This is a genomic window from Frigidibacter sp. SD6-1 (assembly GCF_030143255.1).
GTDB lineage: Bacteria > Pseudomonadota > Alphaproteobacteria > Rhodobacterales > Rhodobacteraceae > TMP-24.
Genome location: NZ_JARJNR010000016.1, coordinates 24,587 through 41,383, shown reverse-complemented (window position 1 = coordinate 41,383; position 16,797 = coordinate 24,587). Strand labels below are relative to the sequence as shown.

General features: G+C 62.7%; 18 protein-coding genes and 1 pseudogene. 16 read left to right on the top strand and 3 right to left on the bottom strand.

Going from position 1 to position 16,797, the window contains the following annotated elements; genetic code table 11:
• Window positions 1-78: 78 nt before the first annotated feature.
• Window positions 79-471 (top strand): annotated as a pseudogene (locus tag P0645_RS19365) (LysR substrate-binding domain-containing protein); the annotation flags it as partial.
• A gap of 376 nt (window positions 472-847) precedes the next feature.
• On the opposite strand, the gene P0645_RS18640 reads toward P0645_RS19365, so the two are convergent.
• On the bottom strand, window positions 848-1,123 hold the full coding sequence (locus P0645_RS18640; protein ID WP_284166053.1) for a hypothetical protein: 276 nt from the start codon (window positions 1,121-1,123) through the stop codon (window positions 848-850).
• Between the two features lie 196 nt (window positions 1,124-1,319).
• Between P0645_RS18640 and P0645_RS18635 the strand changes: the two genes are divergently transcribed.
• The 15 genes from P0645_RS18635 to P0645_RS18565 are packed head-to-tail and all read left to right on the top strand — an operon-like array spanning window position 1,320 to window position 13,104.
• Complete coding sequence (locus P0645_RS18635; RefSeq protein WP_284166052.1) at window positions 1,320-1,679, top strand: hypothetical protein; 360 nt, start codon at window positions 1,320-1,322, stop codon at window positions 1,677-1,679.
• Between the two features lie 19 nt (window positions 1,680-1,698).
• Window positions 1,699-2,403, top strand: a complete 705-nt coding sequence (locus P0645_RS18630) for a lytic transglycosylase domain-containing protein (RefSeq protein ID WP_502855293.1) — start codon at window positions 1,699-1,701, stop codon at window positions 2,401-2,403.
• Window positions 2,400-2,690 (top strand): TrbC/VirB2 family protein, encoded by a 291-nt coding sequence (locus P0645_RS18625; protein ID WP_107326158.1) that lies wholly within the window; start codon window positions 2,400-2,402, stop codon window positions 2,688-2,690. Before P0645_RS18630 ends, P0645_RS18625 begins: the two co-directional genes overlap by 4 nt.
• 21 nt (window positions 2,691-2,711) lie before the next feature.
• Window positions 2,712-2,990 (top strand): VirB3 family type IV secretion system protein, encoded by a 279-nt coding sequence (locus tag P0645_RS18620; RefSeq protein ID WP_107326157.1) that lies wholly within the window; start codon window positions 2,712-2,714, stop codon window positions 2,988-2,990.
• Window positions 2,980-5,364, top strand: coding sequence for a VirB4 family type IV secretion/conjugal transfer ATPase (locus P0645_RS18615; protein WP_284166051.1), 2,385 nt, complete (start codon window positions 2,980-2,982; stop codon window positions 5,362-5,364). The genes P0645_RS18620 and P0645_RS18615 overlap by 11 nt, the downstream gene beginning before the upstream one ends.
• The gene (locus P0645_RS18610; RefSeq protein ID WP_284166050.1) at window positions 5,361-5,576 is read left to right on the top strand and encodes a hypothetical protein; all 216 of its coding nucleotides are present in this window, start codon (window positions 5,361-5,363) and stop codon (window positions 5,574-5,576) included. Before P0645_RS18615 ends, P0645_RS18610 begins: the two co-directional genes overlap by 4 nt.
• Before the next feature lie 4 nt (window positions 5,577-5,580).
• Window positions 5,581-6,747 carry a lytic transglycosylase domain-containing protein gene (locus P0645_RS18605; RefSeq protein ID WP_284166049.1) on the top strand — a complete coding sequence of 389 codons (1,167 nt, stop codon included), beginning with the start codon at window positions 5,581-5,583 and terminating at the stop codon, window positions 6,745-6,747.
• The gene (locus P0645_RS18600) at window positions 6,744-7,541 is read left to right on the top strand and encodes a type IV secretion system protein (RefSeq protein ID WP_284166048.1); all 798 of its coding nucleotides are present in this window, start codon (window positions 6,744-6,746) and stop codon (window positions 7,539-7,541) included. Before P0645_RS18605 ends, P0645_RS18600 begins: the two co-directional genes overlap by 4 nt.
• 26 nt (window positions 7,542-7,567) lie before the next feature.
• Window positions 7,568-8,215 carry a VirB8 family type IV secretion system protein gene (locus P0645_RS18595; protein WP_284166056.1) on the top strand — a complete coding sequence of 216 codons (648 nt, stop codon included), beginning with the start codon at window positions 7,568-7,570 and terminating at the stop codon, window positions 8,213-8,215.
• Window positions 8,212-8,925 carry a TrbG/VirB9 family P-type conjugative transfer protein gene (locus tag P0645_RS18590; protein ID WP_284166047.1) on the top strand — a complete coding sequence of 238 codons (714 nt, stop codon included), beginning with the start codon at window positions 8,212-8,214 and terminating at the stop codon, window positions 8,923-8,925. Before P0645_RS18595 ends, P0645_RS18590 begins: the two co-directional genes overlap by 4 nt.
• The gene (locus P0645_RS18585) at window positions 8,922-10,247 is read left to right on the top strand and encodes a TraB/TrbI/VirB10 family type IV secretion system protein (protein ID WP_284166046.1); all 1,326 of its coding nucleotides are present in this window, start codon (window positions 8,922-8,924) and stop codon (window positions 10,245-10,247) included. Before P0645_RS18590 ends, P0645_RS18585 begins: the two co-directional genes overlap by 4 nt.
• Window position 10,248: 1 nt before the next feature.
• Window positions 10,249-11,283, top strand: a complete 1,035-nt coding sequence (locus P0645_RS18580) for an ATPase, T2SS/T4P/T4SS family (protein ID WP_284166045.1) — start codon at window positions 10,249-10,251, stop codon at window positions 11,281-11,283.
• A gap of 17 nt (window positions 11,284-11,300) precedes the next feature.
• Entirely contained in the window at window positions 11,301-11,720 is a 420-nt protein-coding gene (locus P0645_RS18575; protein ID WP_284166044.1) for a hypothetical protein, read from the top strand.
• Window positions 11,720-12,745, top strand: a complete 1,026-nt coding sequence (locus P0645_RS18570; RefSeq protein ID WP_284166043.1) for a TrbL/VirB6 family protein — start codon at window positions 11,720-11,722, stop codon at window positions 12,743-12,745. Before P0645_RS18575 ends, P0645_RS18570 begins: the two co-directional genes overlap by 1 nt.
• A gap of 11 nt (window positions 12,746-12,756) precedes the next feature.
• The gene (locus tag P0645_RS18565) at window positions 12,757-13,104 is read left to right on the top strand and encodes a ubiquitination-like system serine protease family protein (protein ID WP_349775098.1); all 348 of its coding nucleotides are present in this window, start codon (window positions 12,757-12,759) and stop codon (window positions 13,102-13,104) included.
• A gap of 15 nt (window positions 13,105-13,119) precedes the next feature.
• Here the strand turns inward: P0645_RS18565 and P0645_RS18560 are convergent, their stop codons facing one another.
• Both P0645_RS18560 and P0645_RS18555 read right to left on the bottom strand, forming a co-directional pair.
• The gene (locus P0645_RS18560; RefSeq protein WP_284166055.1) at window positions 13,120-15,216 is read right to left on the bottom strand and encodes a S8 family peptidase; all 2,097 of its coding nucleotides are present in this window, start codon (window positions 15,214-15,216) and stop codon (window positions 13,120-13,122) included.
• A 130-nt stretch (window positions 15,217-15,346) separates the two neighbouring features.
• Window positions 15,347-16,624, bottom strand: a complete 1,278-nt coding sequence (locus P0645_RS18555) for an AAA family ATPase (RefSeq protein WP_284166041.1) — start codon at window positions 16,622-16,624, stop codon at window positions 15,347-15,349.
• Window positions 16,625-16,797: the final 173 nt, after the last annotated feature.

Here is a 16,797-nt window from a genome sequence, read left to right as displayed (position 1 = left end):
GTGGGCTGATAATGAAGGGGAAAGGGGCTATCTTTCCTCAAGGGTGACTTATGCAACAATGCCACGCGACATAGTCTTTTCGCCAGCCGAGCCTATGCGGAAGCGGAAGGTCTCCCTAAAACCTTGGATCAACTGACCGATCACCCGCTTCTACACTACGGCGGTGCGCGAAGGGCAACCTGGAAGTTTGAAGAAGAGGGCCGAAAGCGCGCGGTAACCTTTAGCCCCGCACTAAGATCGAACGACGGCTCATTTCTCGTTGATGCAGCACTGCGAGACGCTGGGATCATCCGACTACCGCTATTTATGCTGGAGCAACATGCGATAGCAGGCCGCTTGGTCCCGGTCCTGGAACACCTGAAACACGAAGACTATGGCATTTATGTCTTGCACAGCGCGAACCGCCGCCTGAATAAGCGCATGAGGATGTTAATGGACGTTCTGGAGCAGGCCTGCCAGTTGCCGAGCTAAGTACCCGGCCTAATGTTGAGAGTTCGATTATCGTGCGCGAAGGCCTCGACAAATGGGCCTGCTCCACTACCTCGGTGAGTGCGGCGAGACCGTCAAGCTGTCTCTCAGCAACAACCGGAGGCCCGGATGGACAGCCATGTCAGATTGATTAAATGGCCGAACGATCTCACCCTCGGTCAGGCAGACTAACGATTGCCAGTGTCGCTCTTGTATTCGTAAGGAAACATCGACTGGTGCAAGGATAGCGGCCACGTGGTTCTTGGGTACGCCTGCGGGCTGCAAGCAACGGTACCGACATACGGAGACTTTGGCATGGAACGTTTGGAGGTGAGTAAAGTGTCAGTTTCTTTACCAGTTTTCACACCATCCTCACTTACTACTCGACAGCCTCGATGAACCGCCCGTATTCCTCGCTCACTTCCCTGGCCTCAATAAAGGCCCGCGCGCGCTCCTCGTCGATGCAGCGGAAATACTCCTGCACATCGGCGATATAGGCTTCGAAATCCCCTCGGATCAGGTCCGCATAGGCGCGCATGTCATCTTGGGACGCGGGCAGGAACGGCCGTTCTGGCGGGATGCAGGCATGGGCCGGATCACCCACCACAAGGACGGTGATCAGCAGCGCCAGGGGGATGTTGCACGCACAGGACATGTGCAGGGCAAAACTCCTTTGCCGCCTTTAAGATCACGACTTTGTCAGCTATCACCGTTATCGGAGCAAGGCAATCTGCGTCAAGTCGTTTTAATTGTCTTGCTATCGTTCATGTTGTCTTGTATCGCCCGCGGTGTTGCGACCCCGTGGGCCCGAGACTGCACCTCACGCAGAAAAAAGGACCGGAGGGTTGGCCATGATAGAAGAAGCACCGAATGTGGTTACAGAAGACGGGCTGCGCGGACTCCTTGCCGAAGGCTATCTCATCGAGGTGGTCTGCAAGGAAGGCGCCGAGAAGCGCCACAACAGCTGGTACGGCGCCTGGGTCATCCGGGCGGTTGCCCCGGATGGGGGGGACGACAAGATGCTCGTCACTAGCCGCAGCGTCCTCAAGCTGCGCGATTTCAAGACCATCGTCGGCCTTGTCAGCTTCCTTGCCGACATGGGCTGCACGACTGCCAGCATCCCGCTCGTCGAAGGCGCCCGTGAGCGCCACGCAGCGCCCGGACGCACGCCTGACACCCGGACCGGTCCGGTTCTGGTCAAGGACAACTGACCGCGCATTTGCGCTTGTCGTGCTACTCGGTACAGGTGTTTGTTCCGCACCCTTGGCCGCGTATGCACAGAATGGGGCCGACGGTTTCATTTTCCAGGTCAGTCCCGATGGCCGACTGATCGACACGACCGAGACCACGAGCACTTTGCGCTCGTTCACCGGCAAAGATGATGCCCAGAATGGGCCCCTTCCTGATCGTCTCTTTCTCTTTGCCGCACCGCAGTCCCATGGGGATGATGCTCCCCTGAGAGATGTGACGGCTGCCGCAGCGGTCGCCACGCGTGCCGTCCGCGCCTCACCCGAAATCCTGCACGCCATCGAGACCACGGCCCTGCGTTACGGCAGCCATGATGCCCTGCGTCAGGCGGGCCTGTCGGTCACCGATTGGGCGCTGTTCTACCGCGCCAATATCGAGGTCGAGAGCGCCTATAACCCGCGTGCGCTGAGCCCGGTTGGAGCCATCGGGCTCGGCCAGCTCATGCCCGATACCGCGCGCGATCTCGGCGTTGATCCCCATGACATCGCCCAGAACCTCGACGGCTCGGCGCGTTACCTTCTGATGATGCTTGAGCAGTTCGGCGATCCCGCGCTGGCGCTTGCGGCGTACAATGCCGGTCCCCATGCGGTCACCCGCCATGGCGGCATTCCCCCCTTTCGAGAAACCCAAGGCCATGTGGCCCGTGTGACAGCCGTGTTCCAGCGGCTGAGAGGAGACCTTTCGTGACGTCCAAACCTTCTTTTGTTGCGCTCGGCGCGATGGCCCTCATCGTGCTGGCGGGCCCGGCGCTGGCCCAAAGCATCGACCTCTCGCCCGTGCAGACGCTGCTGCAAGGCATCGTTGACGCGATCACCGGCCCGTTGGGCATCGTGATCGGCACGCTCGCGCTGATCGGCGTATTCCTCTCCTGGCTCTTCGGAATCTTGGATTTCCGTCAGGCGCTCTGGGTCGTGGTCGCGATCGCGGGCATTGCCGCAGCACCCACCATCGTCGCCGCCATCTGGACGACTTGAGCAAGTCTGGAGTTCTTGGCGATGTCCGACCAGTCCCGCGTGTTCATCGGCCTTCTCAGGCCGCCCAAGCTGATGGGCTTGCCGATCATGTACGCCATGGTCTGGCTCTTCGGCTCGACGCTCCTTTTCCTCTGGGTGCAAAGCTGGGTGGTGGCTGTGTTCGCGGGGCTGGCCTGGCCGGCGCTTTGGAAAGCCGCAGACTGGGATCCGAACTTTCTCGATGTCCTGGTGATCACCTTGCAGGAAACCCCGCCCACGACAAACCGCAAGATCCACGGGGGCGACAGCTATGCCCCGTGATGGAGTTGCCCGTGACGTGGAAGGCGCCCTCGATCCGCTGACCGCGCTACCCGCATGGGTCAAGGGCGAGAAGCGGCTCTCGTCGATGCTGCCCTATGTCAGCCTCGTGACCGACCGGACGATCCGGACGCGGGGCAACGAGCTGATGCAATGCATCCGGATCGAAGGGGTGAACAGCACCACGAGCGAGGATGGGCATCTCGACCGCATCGGCGGGCTTCTCGCCGGGATCGTCGCGCAGGTGGGGACGGAGTTTTCCTTCTACCTGCACAAGGTGTCAAAAGCGGTCGATGTGACCCTACCGTCCATCCCGGGCGAGGGGTTTGCCGCCGCAGTCGACAAAAGTTGGCGTGCACATCTGGGTCAATCCGGCCTGCGCGACAAGACACTGACCTTGACCGTGCTGAAGCGCCCGGAGGCGGGCAGCCGTCTGCCCTTCGGTCTGGGCGCGTCGCGTGCGCGTCACGCAGCGGACACGACCCGGCGCTTGCGCAAGCTCGACGAGGTCGTGGGGTTTCTGCTGTCGTCCTTTGACGAGCTGAAGCCCCGCCTGCTGGCAGCAAGCACCGGCGAGCTTCTGGGCTTCCTCGGTTCACTCAACACGGGCGAGGAGCACCCGCTCTTCCCCCGGTCGCGCCTCGGTGTGATCGCCGAGGATGTGGCCAATACCCGCGTCACCTTCCGTGGCACGACCATCGCGCTTTCCGACGGTGCCGTCGGCGACAAGCTCGGCGCGATCTTCGCGGTGAAGAACTACCCCGCCAAGACCGACAGCCTGATGCTCGACGAGTTGAATCTGCCCGTCGACATGGTGGTCACCCATTCCTTTGTGCCGATCAACGCCAATATCATGGCGGGCCGCATCAAGCGGCAGTTGCGCCTGATGCAGGCCGCCAATGACGGGGCCGTTAGTCTCGCGCAGGAACTGGAACTCGCCCAGGACGATCTGGAATCAAAACGCCTGATCTTCGGCGAGCATCACATGACGGTGGCCGTCTACGCGCGCAGCCAAGCTGCCCTTGACGACATCGCGGCCGAGATCCGCAACATCTCCGCCACCTCCGGCATCAATGTGATCTCGGAGGCCTTCGGGGCGCGGGCGCATTTCATGGCGCAGCATCCGGGGAACACAGGGGCGCGCAGCCGCAAGGCCGCAATCACGAACCACAACTTCGCCGATCTCGCCACCTTCCACCGCACACCGCTCGGCAAAACCGGGCGGGAAGTTCCCTGGGGCGTACCGATCACACTCTTCCCGACGCCTGAGCGCAGCGGGTTCCGTTTCAACTTTCACGAACAAGGTGCGCCGGACCGTGAGCCCACAGGTGGCCACACCCTGATCCTCGGCCGCCCCGGGTCGGGCAAATCCGTCCTGGCGGCTTTCCTGATGACCATGGCACGGCGGGCAGGTGCGCGGGTCTTCGTATTCGACTATCGCGCGGGGATGGAGATGGCCGTCCGCGCGCTCGGCGGCAGCTATTCGACCGTGCGGGCGGGGCGCCCCACGGGGCTCAATCCGCTGCAAACCGAGATCGATGCCCGCGGCCAGGCCTGGCTTGCTGATTGGCTCGCGAGCCTCTTGGAGCGGCGCGATCGACCGCTGACCCCGGTTCAGACCAACCGACTGCAGGAAGTCGTGCGCCAGAACGCCAGTGCAGGACATGCGGGCCTACGGAACTGGTCGGATTTCGCCTCGCTGCTGGTCTCGACCGATGACGAAGGCGATCTCTTCGAGCGGATGCAGGAATGGACGGCCGAGGGTCGCTACGGCTGGATCTTCGGGGCCAATGCCGAGGACAGTTTCAGCATCGACGGGGACGTCGCGGGCCTTGACCTCACCGGCATCCTCGATTCCGAGAGCGAGCGGGAACGCATGGCGGTCCTGTCCTACCTCTTCCGCCGGGTCGAGCGGGTGATCGAGGACCGCAAGCCCACCATCATCGTCATCGACGAGGCATGGAAAGCCCTCGACAACGCCTACTTTGCGGAGCGACTCAGCAATTGGCTGGTGACCGCCCGCAAGCAGAACGCCGTCGTCGTGATGATGACGCAATATGCCAGCCAGCTCGAGCGCACGCGCACCGGCAAGACCATCGTGGAAGCGGTGCCGACGCAGGTGCTCTTGCCCAATATTCGTGCTTCCGCCGCTGACTACGCGATGCTCGGCCTGACCGAGAAAGAGCTCGACGTGCTTCTGGGCGTCGGCTCGGCCTCGCGGCTCGCGCTTGTACGCGACGACCGTGGTTCCGTCGTGATCGATGCCGATCTCAGCGCGCTCGGCCCGCTCGTGACCATCCTTGGCGGCATGGAGAAGGGCGAAGCACTTGTCGGCGCTGATTATCGCGAACGTCCTGATTTCTGGAGAGTGACATGACCCGTTTCATCATTCGCAGCGTCGTGCTGCTCGGGCTCGGCCTGACCCTGACAGCCTGTGCGCAGCATAACCCCCCGCAAGCCAACTGCTTCAATTTTCGCGATACGCCCGCACGAGGTGCAACCGCCACGACGACGATCTCGACCATGGGCGCGGAGGTCACGCGGCGCGACACGGCCTGCGATTTCGTGATGCTGGGGGCGGGCGGCTAATCGCATGCGGACCTGGCTCCCCCTCTCGATGGTCAGTCTTGCACTGGCAGGTCCCACACTGGGGCCAGCGGTCGCCCAAGGCGTGCCGACCTTCGATCTGCGCCTCTTCGCAGAGCGGCAGGCCATCCTTGAGCAGACCGATCAGGATCTCGCACTGCAGCAAGACCGGCTGACCCGCGAAGAGGAACTGGCCGAGATCGAACGCCAGCAACTCGCCTCGCTCGAAGTGCTCATGGATGCGATGTCGCTTGGCGCTGGAGACGTGGCCGGAACCGTGGCGGGGCTCGAGGCGGGGCAGGGGGCGGTAGACAACGTCGAAAGCGCGGCCGCCAGTCTTTATGCGCCCGAGGACACCAATCCAGCGGCAGCGCGGATGTTCGGCGATGCCAGGGAGGGGATCGAGGAGCTGATCATCCGCGCCGCGCGCGACACCCATAGCCTGCCCGGCGTAAGCCGCGCGGGGCTCTCACTCGTGCAATGGCGTTGCCTGCTGCAGGCGCTGATCTGGCAGGAAAGCCGCTTCCAGATCGGGGCACGCTCCCCCGTTGGGGCTTTCGGGCTGACGCAGATCATGCCCGCCACCGCAAGCGATCTCGGGATCTACCCGGCCTATTACGACGATCCCTATCTGCAGGTCACCGGCGGTGCGCGATACCTCGCACAAATGCTGAACATGTTCGATGGCAACATTATCCATGCGCTCGCCGCCTATAACGCCGGGCCGGGCAATGTGCAGGATTATGGCGGTGTGCCACCCTTCGCGGAAACCCAGCATTATGTCGTGGTGATTCCGCAGCAGTACAACAGCTACCTCGCGGCCGTAGGCGGCATCGATGCGCTCGGCACCATCGACCCTGTGCTCCTCGCCAACGCGAGTTTCAGCCTCTCGGCCCACGGCGCAGGGGTCTATGGCGACTATTCGCTGGTCTCGGTCCGTGCCGCCGCCCTGCGGGTTCAGGACATCATCACCCGCATTGGTGAGACCGAGGATCTCCACGAGGCCATCGCGCTCAACACCTATGCCCGGGCCGAACTGGCCCGGCTGGTCGCAATCCGGACCCGGATCAAGGCCGCCCGAACCGAGCCACTCAGCGCCGAGCAGATCGCCTTGGCGGCAGCGCAAGCTGCCGAGCGGCAATACATGGATTTCACCCAGGAGACATTGCGATGATCCGGCGCTTGTACCGTTCCCTTACCACCACCGCCGCGACCCTCGCGCTGACCACCGCCCTCGCGGGGCCCGTCACTGCACAGGGTGTGCCCACGGTGGACACTCAGAACATTGCCCAGGAAATCCGTCAGCTTCAGCAGATGCTGCAGGATTTCGGGATCCAGACGGATCTTCTGGACAATGCGTTGGAGCAACTGGACATGCTGCAAAGCCAGCTCGATCAGCTGAACGAGATGTATGCCTCGCTCACCGGGCCGCGCAGCATCCTCGGGCTTGCCATGGGCGGGGACCTCGACACCTTGCTTGAGGCCAACTTCGAAGACATCCCTGGCCTGATCCGGGGCATCCAGGCGGGCGATTGGAGCGCTCTCATCGGGCCCAATGCCGGGCCCATGCGCACGCAGATGGAACAGGCGCTGGCAAGTGCCGGGTTCGACGAGGATTCACTCCGCGAAATCGCCACCAGCGGCAATCCGGGCGCTGAAGGCGTAGCCACGCGGGCAACCACAGGTGCTGTGATGTCGGCGGCGGCGCAGAACAGCCACGCAGAGGCGGAACAGTCTCTCGAACGGGTGGAACGTCTGGTCGAGATGATCCCCGACATGGAGGACCTCAAGGAGTCGATGGATCACAACACCCGCGTCACGGCGGAACTGGCCATCGCCATGACGCGGATGTGGGAGCTTGAGGCCATCCAGACCCTCGGCGCGGGCAATGCGGGCGTGGTCGATGCCGCCACCGTCGCCGAAGAGCGCCGCTACATGGACTTCACCCTGCCGAGCCTGCGGCCATGACCAAGGCACCGGACATGACGGCAAGCATGAGCACGCGCGAACTGGTCGAGGAGGAACTGATCCATGGCGCTTTGCGCCGGGAGCAGCTTTGGCGGATGATCGGCCTTGGCGGGGCTGGCTTCGGGTTTTTCGGCTGCCTTGCCGCTGCGGCTGTCGCCCTGATGGTCGAGACGCCCCCGCCCGTCGTCGTGCCCTATGACCCCGCGACCGGTCTCGCTCTGCCGAACGCCACTGTCGAAACGGTCTCGCTTGCCGAGCGGCCTGCGATCATCGAGGCACAGATCTACCGCTACATCCTCGACCGCGAGGCCTACAACCAGCTCGACAACGATCTGCGCGTCCGCCGCGTGCTGGCGCAATCCACCGGCGCGGCCGAGGCCAGCATGCGCGCCATGTGGACCTCGGGACAGGAGAGTTATCCGCCGACCCGCTACGGCCCCGCCGCCGAGATGGCTGTCGAGATCGCCTCGATCACGCTGATCGGCGACAACCGCGCCCAGGTCCGCCTCAGAAAGCGCCTGACCAGCCCGCAAGGGGCGCAGGACGGATCCTTCACCGCGACGCTGATGTTTGTCTTCCAACCCGAACGGACCCGCACGATCGACGATGTCTGGCAGAACCCTTTCGGCTTCACCGTCACCCAATATGCCATCCGATCGGACCGTTCCGAATGACCTCTGTTCCCGTTCTTGCCCCTGTTCACGCCCTGCTCGTCGCCGGTGCCCTCGTGCTCTCCGCACCCGCAGCCCTTGCCGAGACCACGCCGCGCCCCGGTCCCCATGACAACCGCGTCCGGGTTGCCACCTGGACCGAGGGGCAGGTCTACCGGATCGTCACCACCCTGACCCGGGTCACCACCGTCGAGTTCGGTGAGGGCGAGACCATCCGCTCGATCATCGCGGGCGACACGGTCGGCTTCCAGTTCGACGGCGTGCCCGGCGGGCGCGCCTTCGCGATCAAGCCTGCGGCCTCGGGTGTCGCGACCAACATCACGGTCTACACGAACCGCCGCTCCTATTACTTCCACGTGGTCGAGGCGCGCGAGACCCCGCACTACGTCGTGCAGTTCCGCTATCCCGAAAGCCGCGTTCAACCGGCGCGCGCTGTCGCGGCCGATGCGCCGAATGCCAACTATGCCGTCAGCGCCCGGGAGGAGTTCACACCGACGGCCATCTGGGATGATGGCACCTTCACCTATTTCCGCTTCGCGCGGAACGCGCCGGTCCCGGCGATCTTCCGCTATGCCAATGGCGGCGAGCGAGCGGTGAACAGCACCGCGCTTGAGGACGGTGTGATCCGTGTCTCGGGCGTGAACCGCCAATGGGTGCTGCGCCTCGGCGAAGACGAGGTCTGTGTTCAGGATATGGGTGGGCCCACGTCATGAGCCAGGACACCGAAGACCTCGCCGCGCGCCTCGCGGCCCTTGAAGCGACAGGCGACAAGAAGCGCGCTGCCGCTCGGCCCTCCCCGCTGGCCGCCATACTCGGCGTGGCCGGGATCGTTGCTGTGGGCGGTCTGGCCTGGGCCACCCTCCAACCATCGCCGGAAGCGCCCCTGCCGACCGCAGCCCCCGAAGAGTTCCAGACCGCAGGATCGGGCTTCGGTGACCTCGCGCCCATGCCCGTCGTCGAGCCTGCCCCGCCGCCCCCGGCTGAGACCGGTCCCTCCGAGTCGGAACTGGCGCTGATGGAAAGCCTCGCCACGCTGCGCGCGGAACTCGAAGACCTGCGCGCGCGTCCCGTCGAGGCATCGGACAGCGGGGCAGAGCAGGCCATCGCCGATCTCACGGCGCAGATCGCGGCGCTGCAGGAGGCATCCACTGAGGCGCAACGCGCGCTCGAACGGCAGTTGACCGAACGCGACCGCGAGCTTGACCAGTTGCGCATGGATCTCGAAGTCGCGCGGCTGACGCCGCCCGCGCCGACGGACCTCGGGCCGAACGAGGAGGAGCTGCGGCTCGCCGAACTTGAGCGCCGCCGCATCGCGGAAGCCGAGGCCCGGGCCGAGCGCATCGCCTCGCCCATGATCGCGTTTTCCGGGATGGGGGCAGGGACCGACCAAGAGAACAGCATTGAGGCCGCGCGCTTGAATGAAGACGAAGCTTTCGTGCGCGCCGGCGCAAGGCCCGCCCCGGTGACGCGGGCGGAAGTGATCGTGAACCCGGGCAACACCGTCGTGCAAGGCACGATGATCCAGGCCGTGACCGAGACGGCGCTGGACAGCACGCTGCCCGGCGCGATCCGCGCCATCGTCTCCGAGGACGTCCACTCTTTCGATGGCACACGGGTTCTGATCCCGCGCGGTGCACGTCTTGTGGGGCGTTACCGCTCCGATGTGGCGCTCGCGCAGTCGCGGGTAATGGTGGCCTGGGACCGCATCATCTTGCCCGACAACCAAACCGTGGAAATCAGCGCCTTCGGTGGGGATGAGCTTGGCCGCACCGGCACAACCGGCTTTGTCGATACTCGTTTTGCACAGCGCTTCGGCTCCGCCGCGCTGATCTCGCTGATCGGGGCCTTGCCCGCGGCCGCTGCCGGTCAGATCGAGGATGAGGCCGCGGCCGACATCGCGAGTGACGTGGGCACGGACCTGCGCGACAGCACCCAAAGCGTGATGCAAGACTATCTCGCGATCCGCCCCGTGATCTATGTCGATCAGGGCACCCGGATCACGGTCATGGTCGACCGCGATCTGGAGATCTTCTGACATGGCGGCGAGCTATCTCGAAGCCTCGCTCGACCGTCTGGGCGCACCCGTGCAACGGGACGACACGATCGAGATCTGCATCAACCCCGACGGGAAGGTCTGGGGCGAGTTGCAGGGCGATCATTTCATGCGGGGTCTCGGCGCCCCGCTGACCCAGACCGAAATCAAAGACCTCGGCAACCAGATCGCCTCGGCCGCCTCGACCACGCTCAGCCAGAAGAAGCCCATCGTCTCGGTCTCGATCCTCTATCGCGGCCGTCCAATCCGCGCGCAGGTGATCCAGCCCCCGGCCGTCGAGGGCGGGTTCTCCATCTCGTTGCGGTTCTTTTCCTCCCTGCCGCTGGAGGCGATCAAGCTTGGCTTCCTCTACGGCAAGGAGCGCAGCCTCGAAGGCCTGCGCCGCGAACGGAATGCCGCGCTGCGCGATGTAGTGGCCTCCGGCGACATCGACGCCGCCTTGCGGTTCTGCGTCGAGAACAAGCTCAACATGATCGTCTCGGGCGGCACCTCGACCGGCAAGACGGTGGCGGCGCGCAAGATCCTCTCGCTGATTCCACCAAAAGAACGGATCATCACCATTGAGGAGGCTGCCGAACTTCGCCCCGAACAGCCGAATGCCGTGACGCTGATCGCCGATCGCGACACCGAAGCCCGCAGCGCAGATGTACTTCTGGCCTCGACCCTGCGGATGCGGCCGGACCGGATCGTGCTGGGCGAGGTCCGTGGTCGCGAGGCCATGACCTTCCTTGAGGCGATCAACACCGGCCATGGCGGCTCTCTGACGACGCTGCATGCCGAAACACCGCAACTCGCTGTCCGTCGCCTCGCCATTGCCGCGCTCAAGACCGATGTGCCGATGACCTATGCCGATATGGTCGACTACATCGAGGGCTCCATCGACGTGATCGTCCAGGCGGGCCGCCACGACGGCGCCCGCGGCATCACCGAGTTCTTCCTGCCGGGGCAGGCAAGACATCCAAACCAGAACACGGGTCCGACCGAGGGCACGAAGCGCCCAACTGTCGCGGCCGAATGACCCGAAAGGAAATCCCCATGCGCCATACCATCCTCGCCGCAACTGTCACCCTGCTGGCCGCGCCCCTCGCCGCCCAGACCTCGCCTCAGGTCACGAACGATCTCACAGTGACCATCGCGCCCCAGCAATACCGGATCTGCAACGACCGGCCCGCACGGCCGACCTGGATGGACGAGGTCCACCCGCGCGAGGCCTATAAGGTGCTGACGTTGATGCGGCTCTACGAGTTGCGGTCCTGGGAGGCGATCAAGGAAACTGGCGACTGCGGCTGTGATGTGCGCTTTCCGTCATGGGATGCCGCCTCCGCCGAGTACGAGGAACGGTTCGCGACAAGCACGCAGGCGGAGCACACTCAAGCTCGGCTGGCCATTCGGAACGAGCAGAACCAAATTGCCCGCGACGTCCAGGATATCTGCGAAACGCAAGGCAACTGGTAATGAGCATCGTCAGCTGGATGGTCGGAACGGCCGACGGCTTCCTTGCCGATGCGGCCGAGTCCCAGTTCGGGGCTGTGGCCAGCAACACCGGCACGATCGTCCTGCTGATGGTCACGCTTTCGCTGATCGGCGTCTGCATCAACATGGCCTTCCAGTTCCGCAGCATGGATGGGGCCAGCTTCTTCTGGTACCTGATCAAGCTGACACTGATAGGTCTCTTTGCCTTCAACTGGGCCAACTTCAACGCGGTCGCCAATGCCGTTATCGGCGGGCTCGACTATGTCGCCGGGGTCCTGATCTCCTCGGTCGGTGGCGGCGGGGCAGGGGCCACGTACTTTGCCGCCGAGTTCGATGATCTCATCACGGAGTTCAGCCAATACCTGAACGCGATCGGCAACAACCTGAACTGGATGACCGGCGCGATCCTCGGCGGCATCGGCCTGGTGCTCCTGAGCCTCCTTGGCTTCATGACCGGCATCGTCCTCATCTTCGCCAAGATGATGCTGACCCTGATGCTGGGCCTCGCGCCGATCATGATCGCTCTGTCGCTCTTCGATGCGACCAAGGATTTCTTCCACAGGTGGGTCTCGACGACGATCAGCTACGCCTTCTACCCCATCGTCATCGCCGCCATGTTCTCGACCGTGGTCGGCATGGCGAATTCGCTGCTGGCCCAGCTCGGCGACCCGAACTCAGCCACCAACATCGGCTCGCTTGTGCCGTTCTTCGTGATGGTGTTCCTGGCGAAGGGTTTTGTCGCAGCGACGCCCCTGATCGTGCGGGGGATCTCTGGAAACCTGATGGTGGCTGCGGCACCCGCTGTGGTCTCTGGCTCGGCCGGGATCATGCGGGGGATCTTCAACACGGCCGGCGTCAAGGGCAGGTCGCGGGTCGGTGCGCTGACCACTGGAGAGGCCATCGGGAGAGGTGTAGTTCAGAGCCCGACAGCGGTACGAACAGCCGCAACGTCAGCGAGTGTACGAATCGTCAAGATTGCGGAACGGGCAAAACGATTGAACGACTAGATGCCCCGAGTATGATTTGGGGGGACCTCGAGCTCTTCCGTCTCATTCCGCGAAGTGAGCTGGTCGCCAAGGTAACACCCACACACCCGACGCCGGATCAAATTGTGCGTGGGGAGATGACCATCATGCGTGATCGCGTCGACAAATGGGCCTGCTTCCACTGCCCCGGCGGGTGCGGTGAGACCATCAAGCTGTCCCTCAGCAAGAACCGGAGGCCCAAGTGGACGGCCATGTCAGATTGGCTGATGCGCCCGACAATTTCACCCTCGGTCCGGCAAACAAACGAGTGCCGGTGTCACTTCTGGGTTCGGCACGAGAAGATAGATTGGTGTAAGGACAGCTGCCACCAATCACGATGACTGGCAGTAGCTTCTCTATGTGCGTATCGGCACCTCGAGTATCGGCCGCAGCGGCTCTAACTGTGTAGCGTACTTCCGCACGACTTGATCGTATAGGTCGGCGATACCCTTGGCCTGTACGCTCACGACGAGCGCATAAGGCAGGTTCGGTGCACTAGAGAAGTTTCGGCCCTCAATCCGCGAATTATAGTGAATGTCAAATACAGGGTTCAGCAACGAACTTCCCCGCATTCGTTTCGTCGCGTAGAGACAGTTCTCCCATTTCATCGCATCACGGCGCAGCTCTTCCTCCCCGGCACCGTTCGGCGAGAAGCCGAAGAATGACTTCGAGTCCGGATGTACCTGCCCGTCCCGGGTGTAGCGCTCTTCATGTGGGCGGAACGTAACTTCGAGGCCCGCTCTGGTATAATTGCCTGGATGGTGAGGATCCGTCTGCGACTTATAGACAACCGTCGCCGAGAGGGAAACCATGCCCGCGATTTCACCAGAGGGAACCGGAATTGCGGCGCGGATATACTTCGCTGGGGATATCTCACCCTGATAGACGATGCGCACCTCATCATCGGCGCACAGTACAATGTCGTCGAGCTCTTGCGCTGCACGACCCCAACCCACTTCGCGCACGTCGTGGTCTCTGCGCTCAGCAGTGTGGACAAGCAGCGCACGGATCGCGAGGTGATTCAGGTTGGCGCCGAAATGTGCCCGCACTCCGGTCGCCATGCGTACGATACTCGGTGTCGCGAATGATGTTCCTCCCGTACCGACAATGGTGGGTTTCATGTCAGGACTTAACACCAAGAACGGTCGCTCAATCGAGCCACCAAACCCGACCAGATCGGGTTTTACTAGGCCGGGACTACGACCTGGTCCTTTCGAGCTGTAGGGCGCACGCGCCCAATCCTTATCGGGCGTGTTGCAAGCACCCACAGCTAGGGCATTCACGCAGTCTGCTGGAACTTGGATGCGATCAAGGCCGAGGATCGCGTCTCCATCCCCATCATTTCCGACCGCTACGGCCGCCAGTGTGGATGTGTTTGACAAGCGATCATCAAGGACGGCTGTCCAAGCGTGCACGTCATCATCCTCAATAGGCAGACTCGGACCAATGCTCAGGTTGATGAAATCGTAGGTTTGGGTAGACAGAACGCCCTCTATTCGCTCGAGCACCTCGTAAAGCTCATGAAGGTTTTGGGCCGGGTCATCATCGAGGACCCGGTAGTGGTCGATCGGTGCAAACGGGAGAGGTGCAGGACGGCGCGGATCAAGCGTACCGAACAGGGCCGCCGAGCTTACCGCTACGCCGTGCTCGTGAAACTCCAGACTCGGGGGGCGCATACCGTGTAGCTCGTAGGGCGTAACCCATTGCGTGATCGGATGACCTGAGGGCACGCCACCGTCGAAGATCGCAACGCGCACGTCGTTCGAAATCGGAGAGTCGAAAGGTAGATCTGGGCGCGCGGTCGGCAGACCGGGCGACCGGATCATGGGGCGCAGGACACGTAGCTCTGGCATCCTGCGCAGAGCGCGCACAGTTGAAAAGGTCGCGACCTCTTCGGCTCGCTCTGCAGGGGCGTCCAGTTCCAAGAAACAAAGACCCTTGGCATAAAATCGTCGTCCGAACTCGATCGGCATGTCGCGGGAGCGAAGGAACCTTTGGAAAACAGCTAATATGTCTGCCTCCCCCTCCATGCCGTCCGCGTGAAGTACGACTTCCATTGGAAGAATACCCTCACTCGGCATATTGCCTTTAATTTTGTCGCGCGGTGACGGGGCCGCGATGGCCTCGATGGATCCCAGGTCATCTGCACCTCGGCGATTGGACGCCCAGTGGGATAGACCCGCGCTCCAATTCCGCAGTGCTGCTCGCGAGCCGCGGGCGAACAATTCCGTCGTCATAGCGTCGACCGGCTCACGGTCGCGCGAGCGCTTCTCGGGCTTCACCTTTCGAGGGCGGCTGCCGACGACTTCGATCCCCACGTCGCGCATTAGGTCCGTTGGGAAGTAAGATTTGGCAGTGTACTCGGGGTTGAGGGTCAGTGAGACAATTGCTTGATCGTTTGGATAGGCATCGGCTGGCAGTCGATCAAGATCGAGGACTGTTTGATCGAGCATCGGCACCAGACGGCGCCTCGCCTCTTCGAACGTGTAGGGAGCGGCCTTAGGGCCACCCCCGCTCTTGACCGTCACATCCGAAGTCAGGCGCTCGCCGCGACCTAGAAGAAAGTTCTGCTTCGCCAACGCCTTACCCCAAATCTTTTCCTAGAAATTCTTTCGAACGCAGGCGATCGCGAATTGTCTCGCGTGCCACGCCTGTCAGTTCGTGCGCACGCCTCTGTGACACGAGACCGGATTCAGCGAGCTGCACCGCCAAGTCGATGCGTTCACTCTTGGAGCGATCGCTGACCGTCAACAATGTGGCCAGATGATCGCTGATGTTCCTGCCATTGAGCGCGGCCGAGCGTCGAGCGCTGTTCACCTTGCGCTCGATGTCGCTGAATGACTGCCCCGCCAGCGCAACCGACAGAACGTCTGACCATTCGCTCGCCTTGGGCTCAACAAGCTCCAGAAGTCCGTTGACGAAGGCACGCGCCGCCTCGCGTTCGGGCAGGCCAAACGCGACTTGCTCCTCGAAGCGCCGCCACACGGCGGGATCGAGCAGTTCGGCATGGTTGGTCGCTGCCAAGAGCAAACCTGACGACGGCCAGTCATCGAGTTGTTGCAGTAATACTGTCACGAGGCGCTTCAGCTCGCCGATTTCTGCTGCGTCATCACGGCGCTTGGCAATAGCGTCCAACTCGTCAACCAGGAGCACGCAGTCGATCGATTTCGCATAGTCGAGAACGTGACGCAAATTTGTGCCCGTCCGCCCCAAATAGCTGCTCATCACCGCTGATAAATCCAGAATCAAAAGCGGCCTATCTAGCTCGCGTGCGACCCAGCGCGCAGCCATCGTCTTGCCGACTCCCGGCGGGCCTGTGAATAGGACCGTACGCGTCGGCTCCAACCCCGCATCCGTCAGCGCTTCGATCTGCGTTCGTTCGTTGACCAGACGTCTGAGCATGTCTCGCACGGCGTCGGCGTAAATGGGTTCATGCGGAAGTATCGGGCGTTCTTCCTGCCGCAACAGCTGGAACCGGCTATCCGTATCTACGGGTAGGGCCACAGTCGGAGAGCGGCGCAAGGTTGATGAGCGGGTCGGGCGCTTGCGCAATAGCTCCACAAGCGCGCTCGCCAGGTCTCGATCTTCGGTCCGTTTGGCAACGCGATGAAGAAACGCGTGCACATCTTGCTGGCGATCAGATAAGGCGATCCGCGCCAGGTGGATGAAATCGTCTACTTTTTTTTCTGATTCCGCCATATTCGTTAATAGAGCCCTGTATCTTTTGATGGTTTTCGCCACTTGTAGTGGAAGAATTTTTAAAATACCAGCAATTTTTCTTCCACGTTGTTGCCTCAGTGGAGGAAGTCCCCACCCGCAGACTTGGGCGTCAGAGTGGGGCGCGGGGCGCGCGATCTCCAATCTATCCAGCGCTGTGCAGAATTCTCTAGAGATGCCGAGGGTTAGGGCAGACGGCGCGTTGAGGCTCCAGAGCCGCTTTGCGCGTCATTTATGGGAAGGCGATAGGCTGGACGGCGACTATCCTACGGGCGTACGTCTTTCTCGACGTCCGATAAGGGAGCATCCCGCCTCCA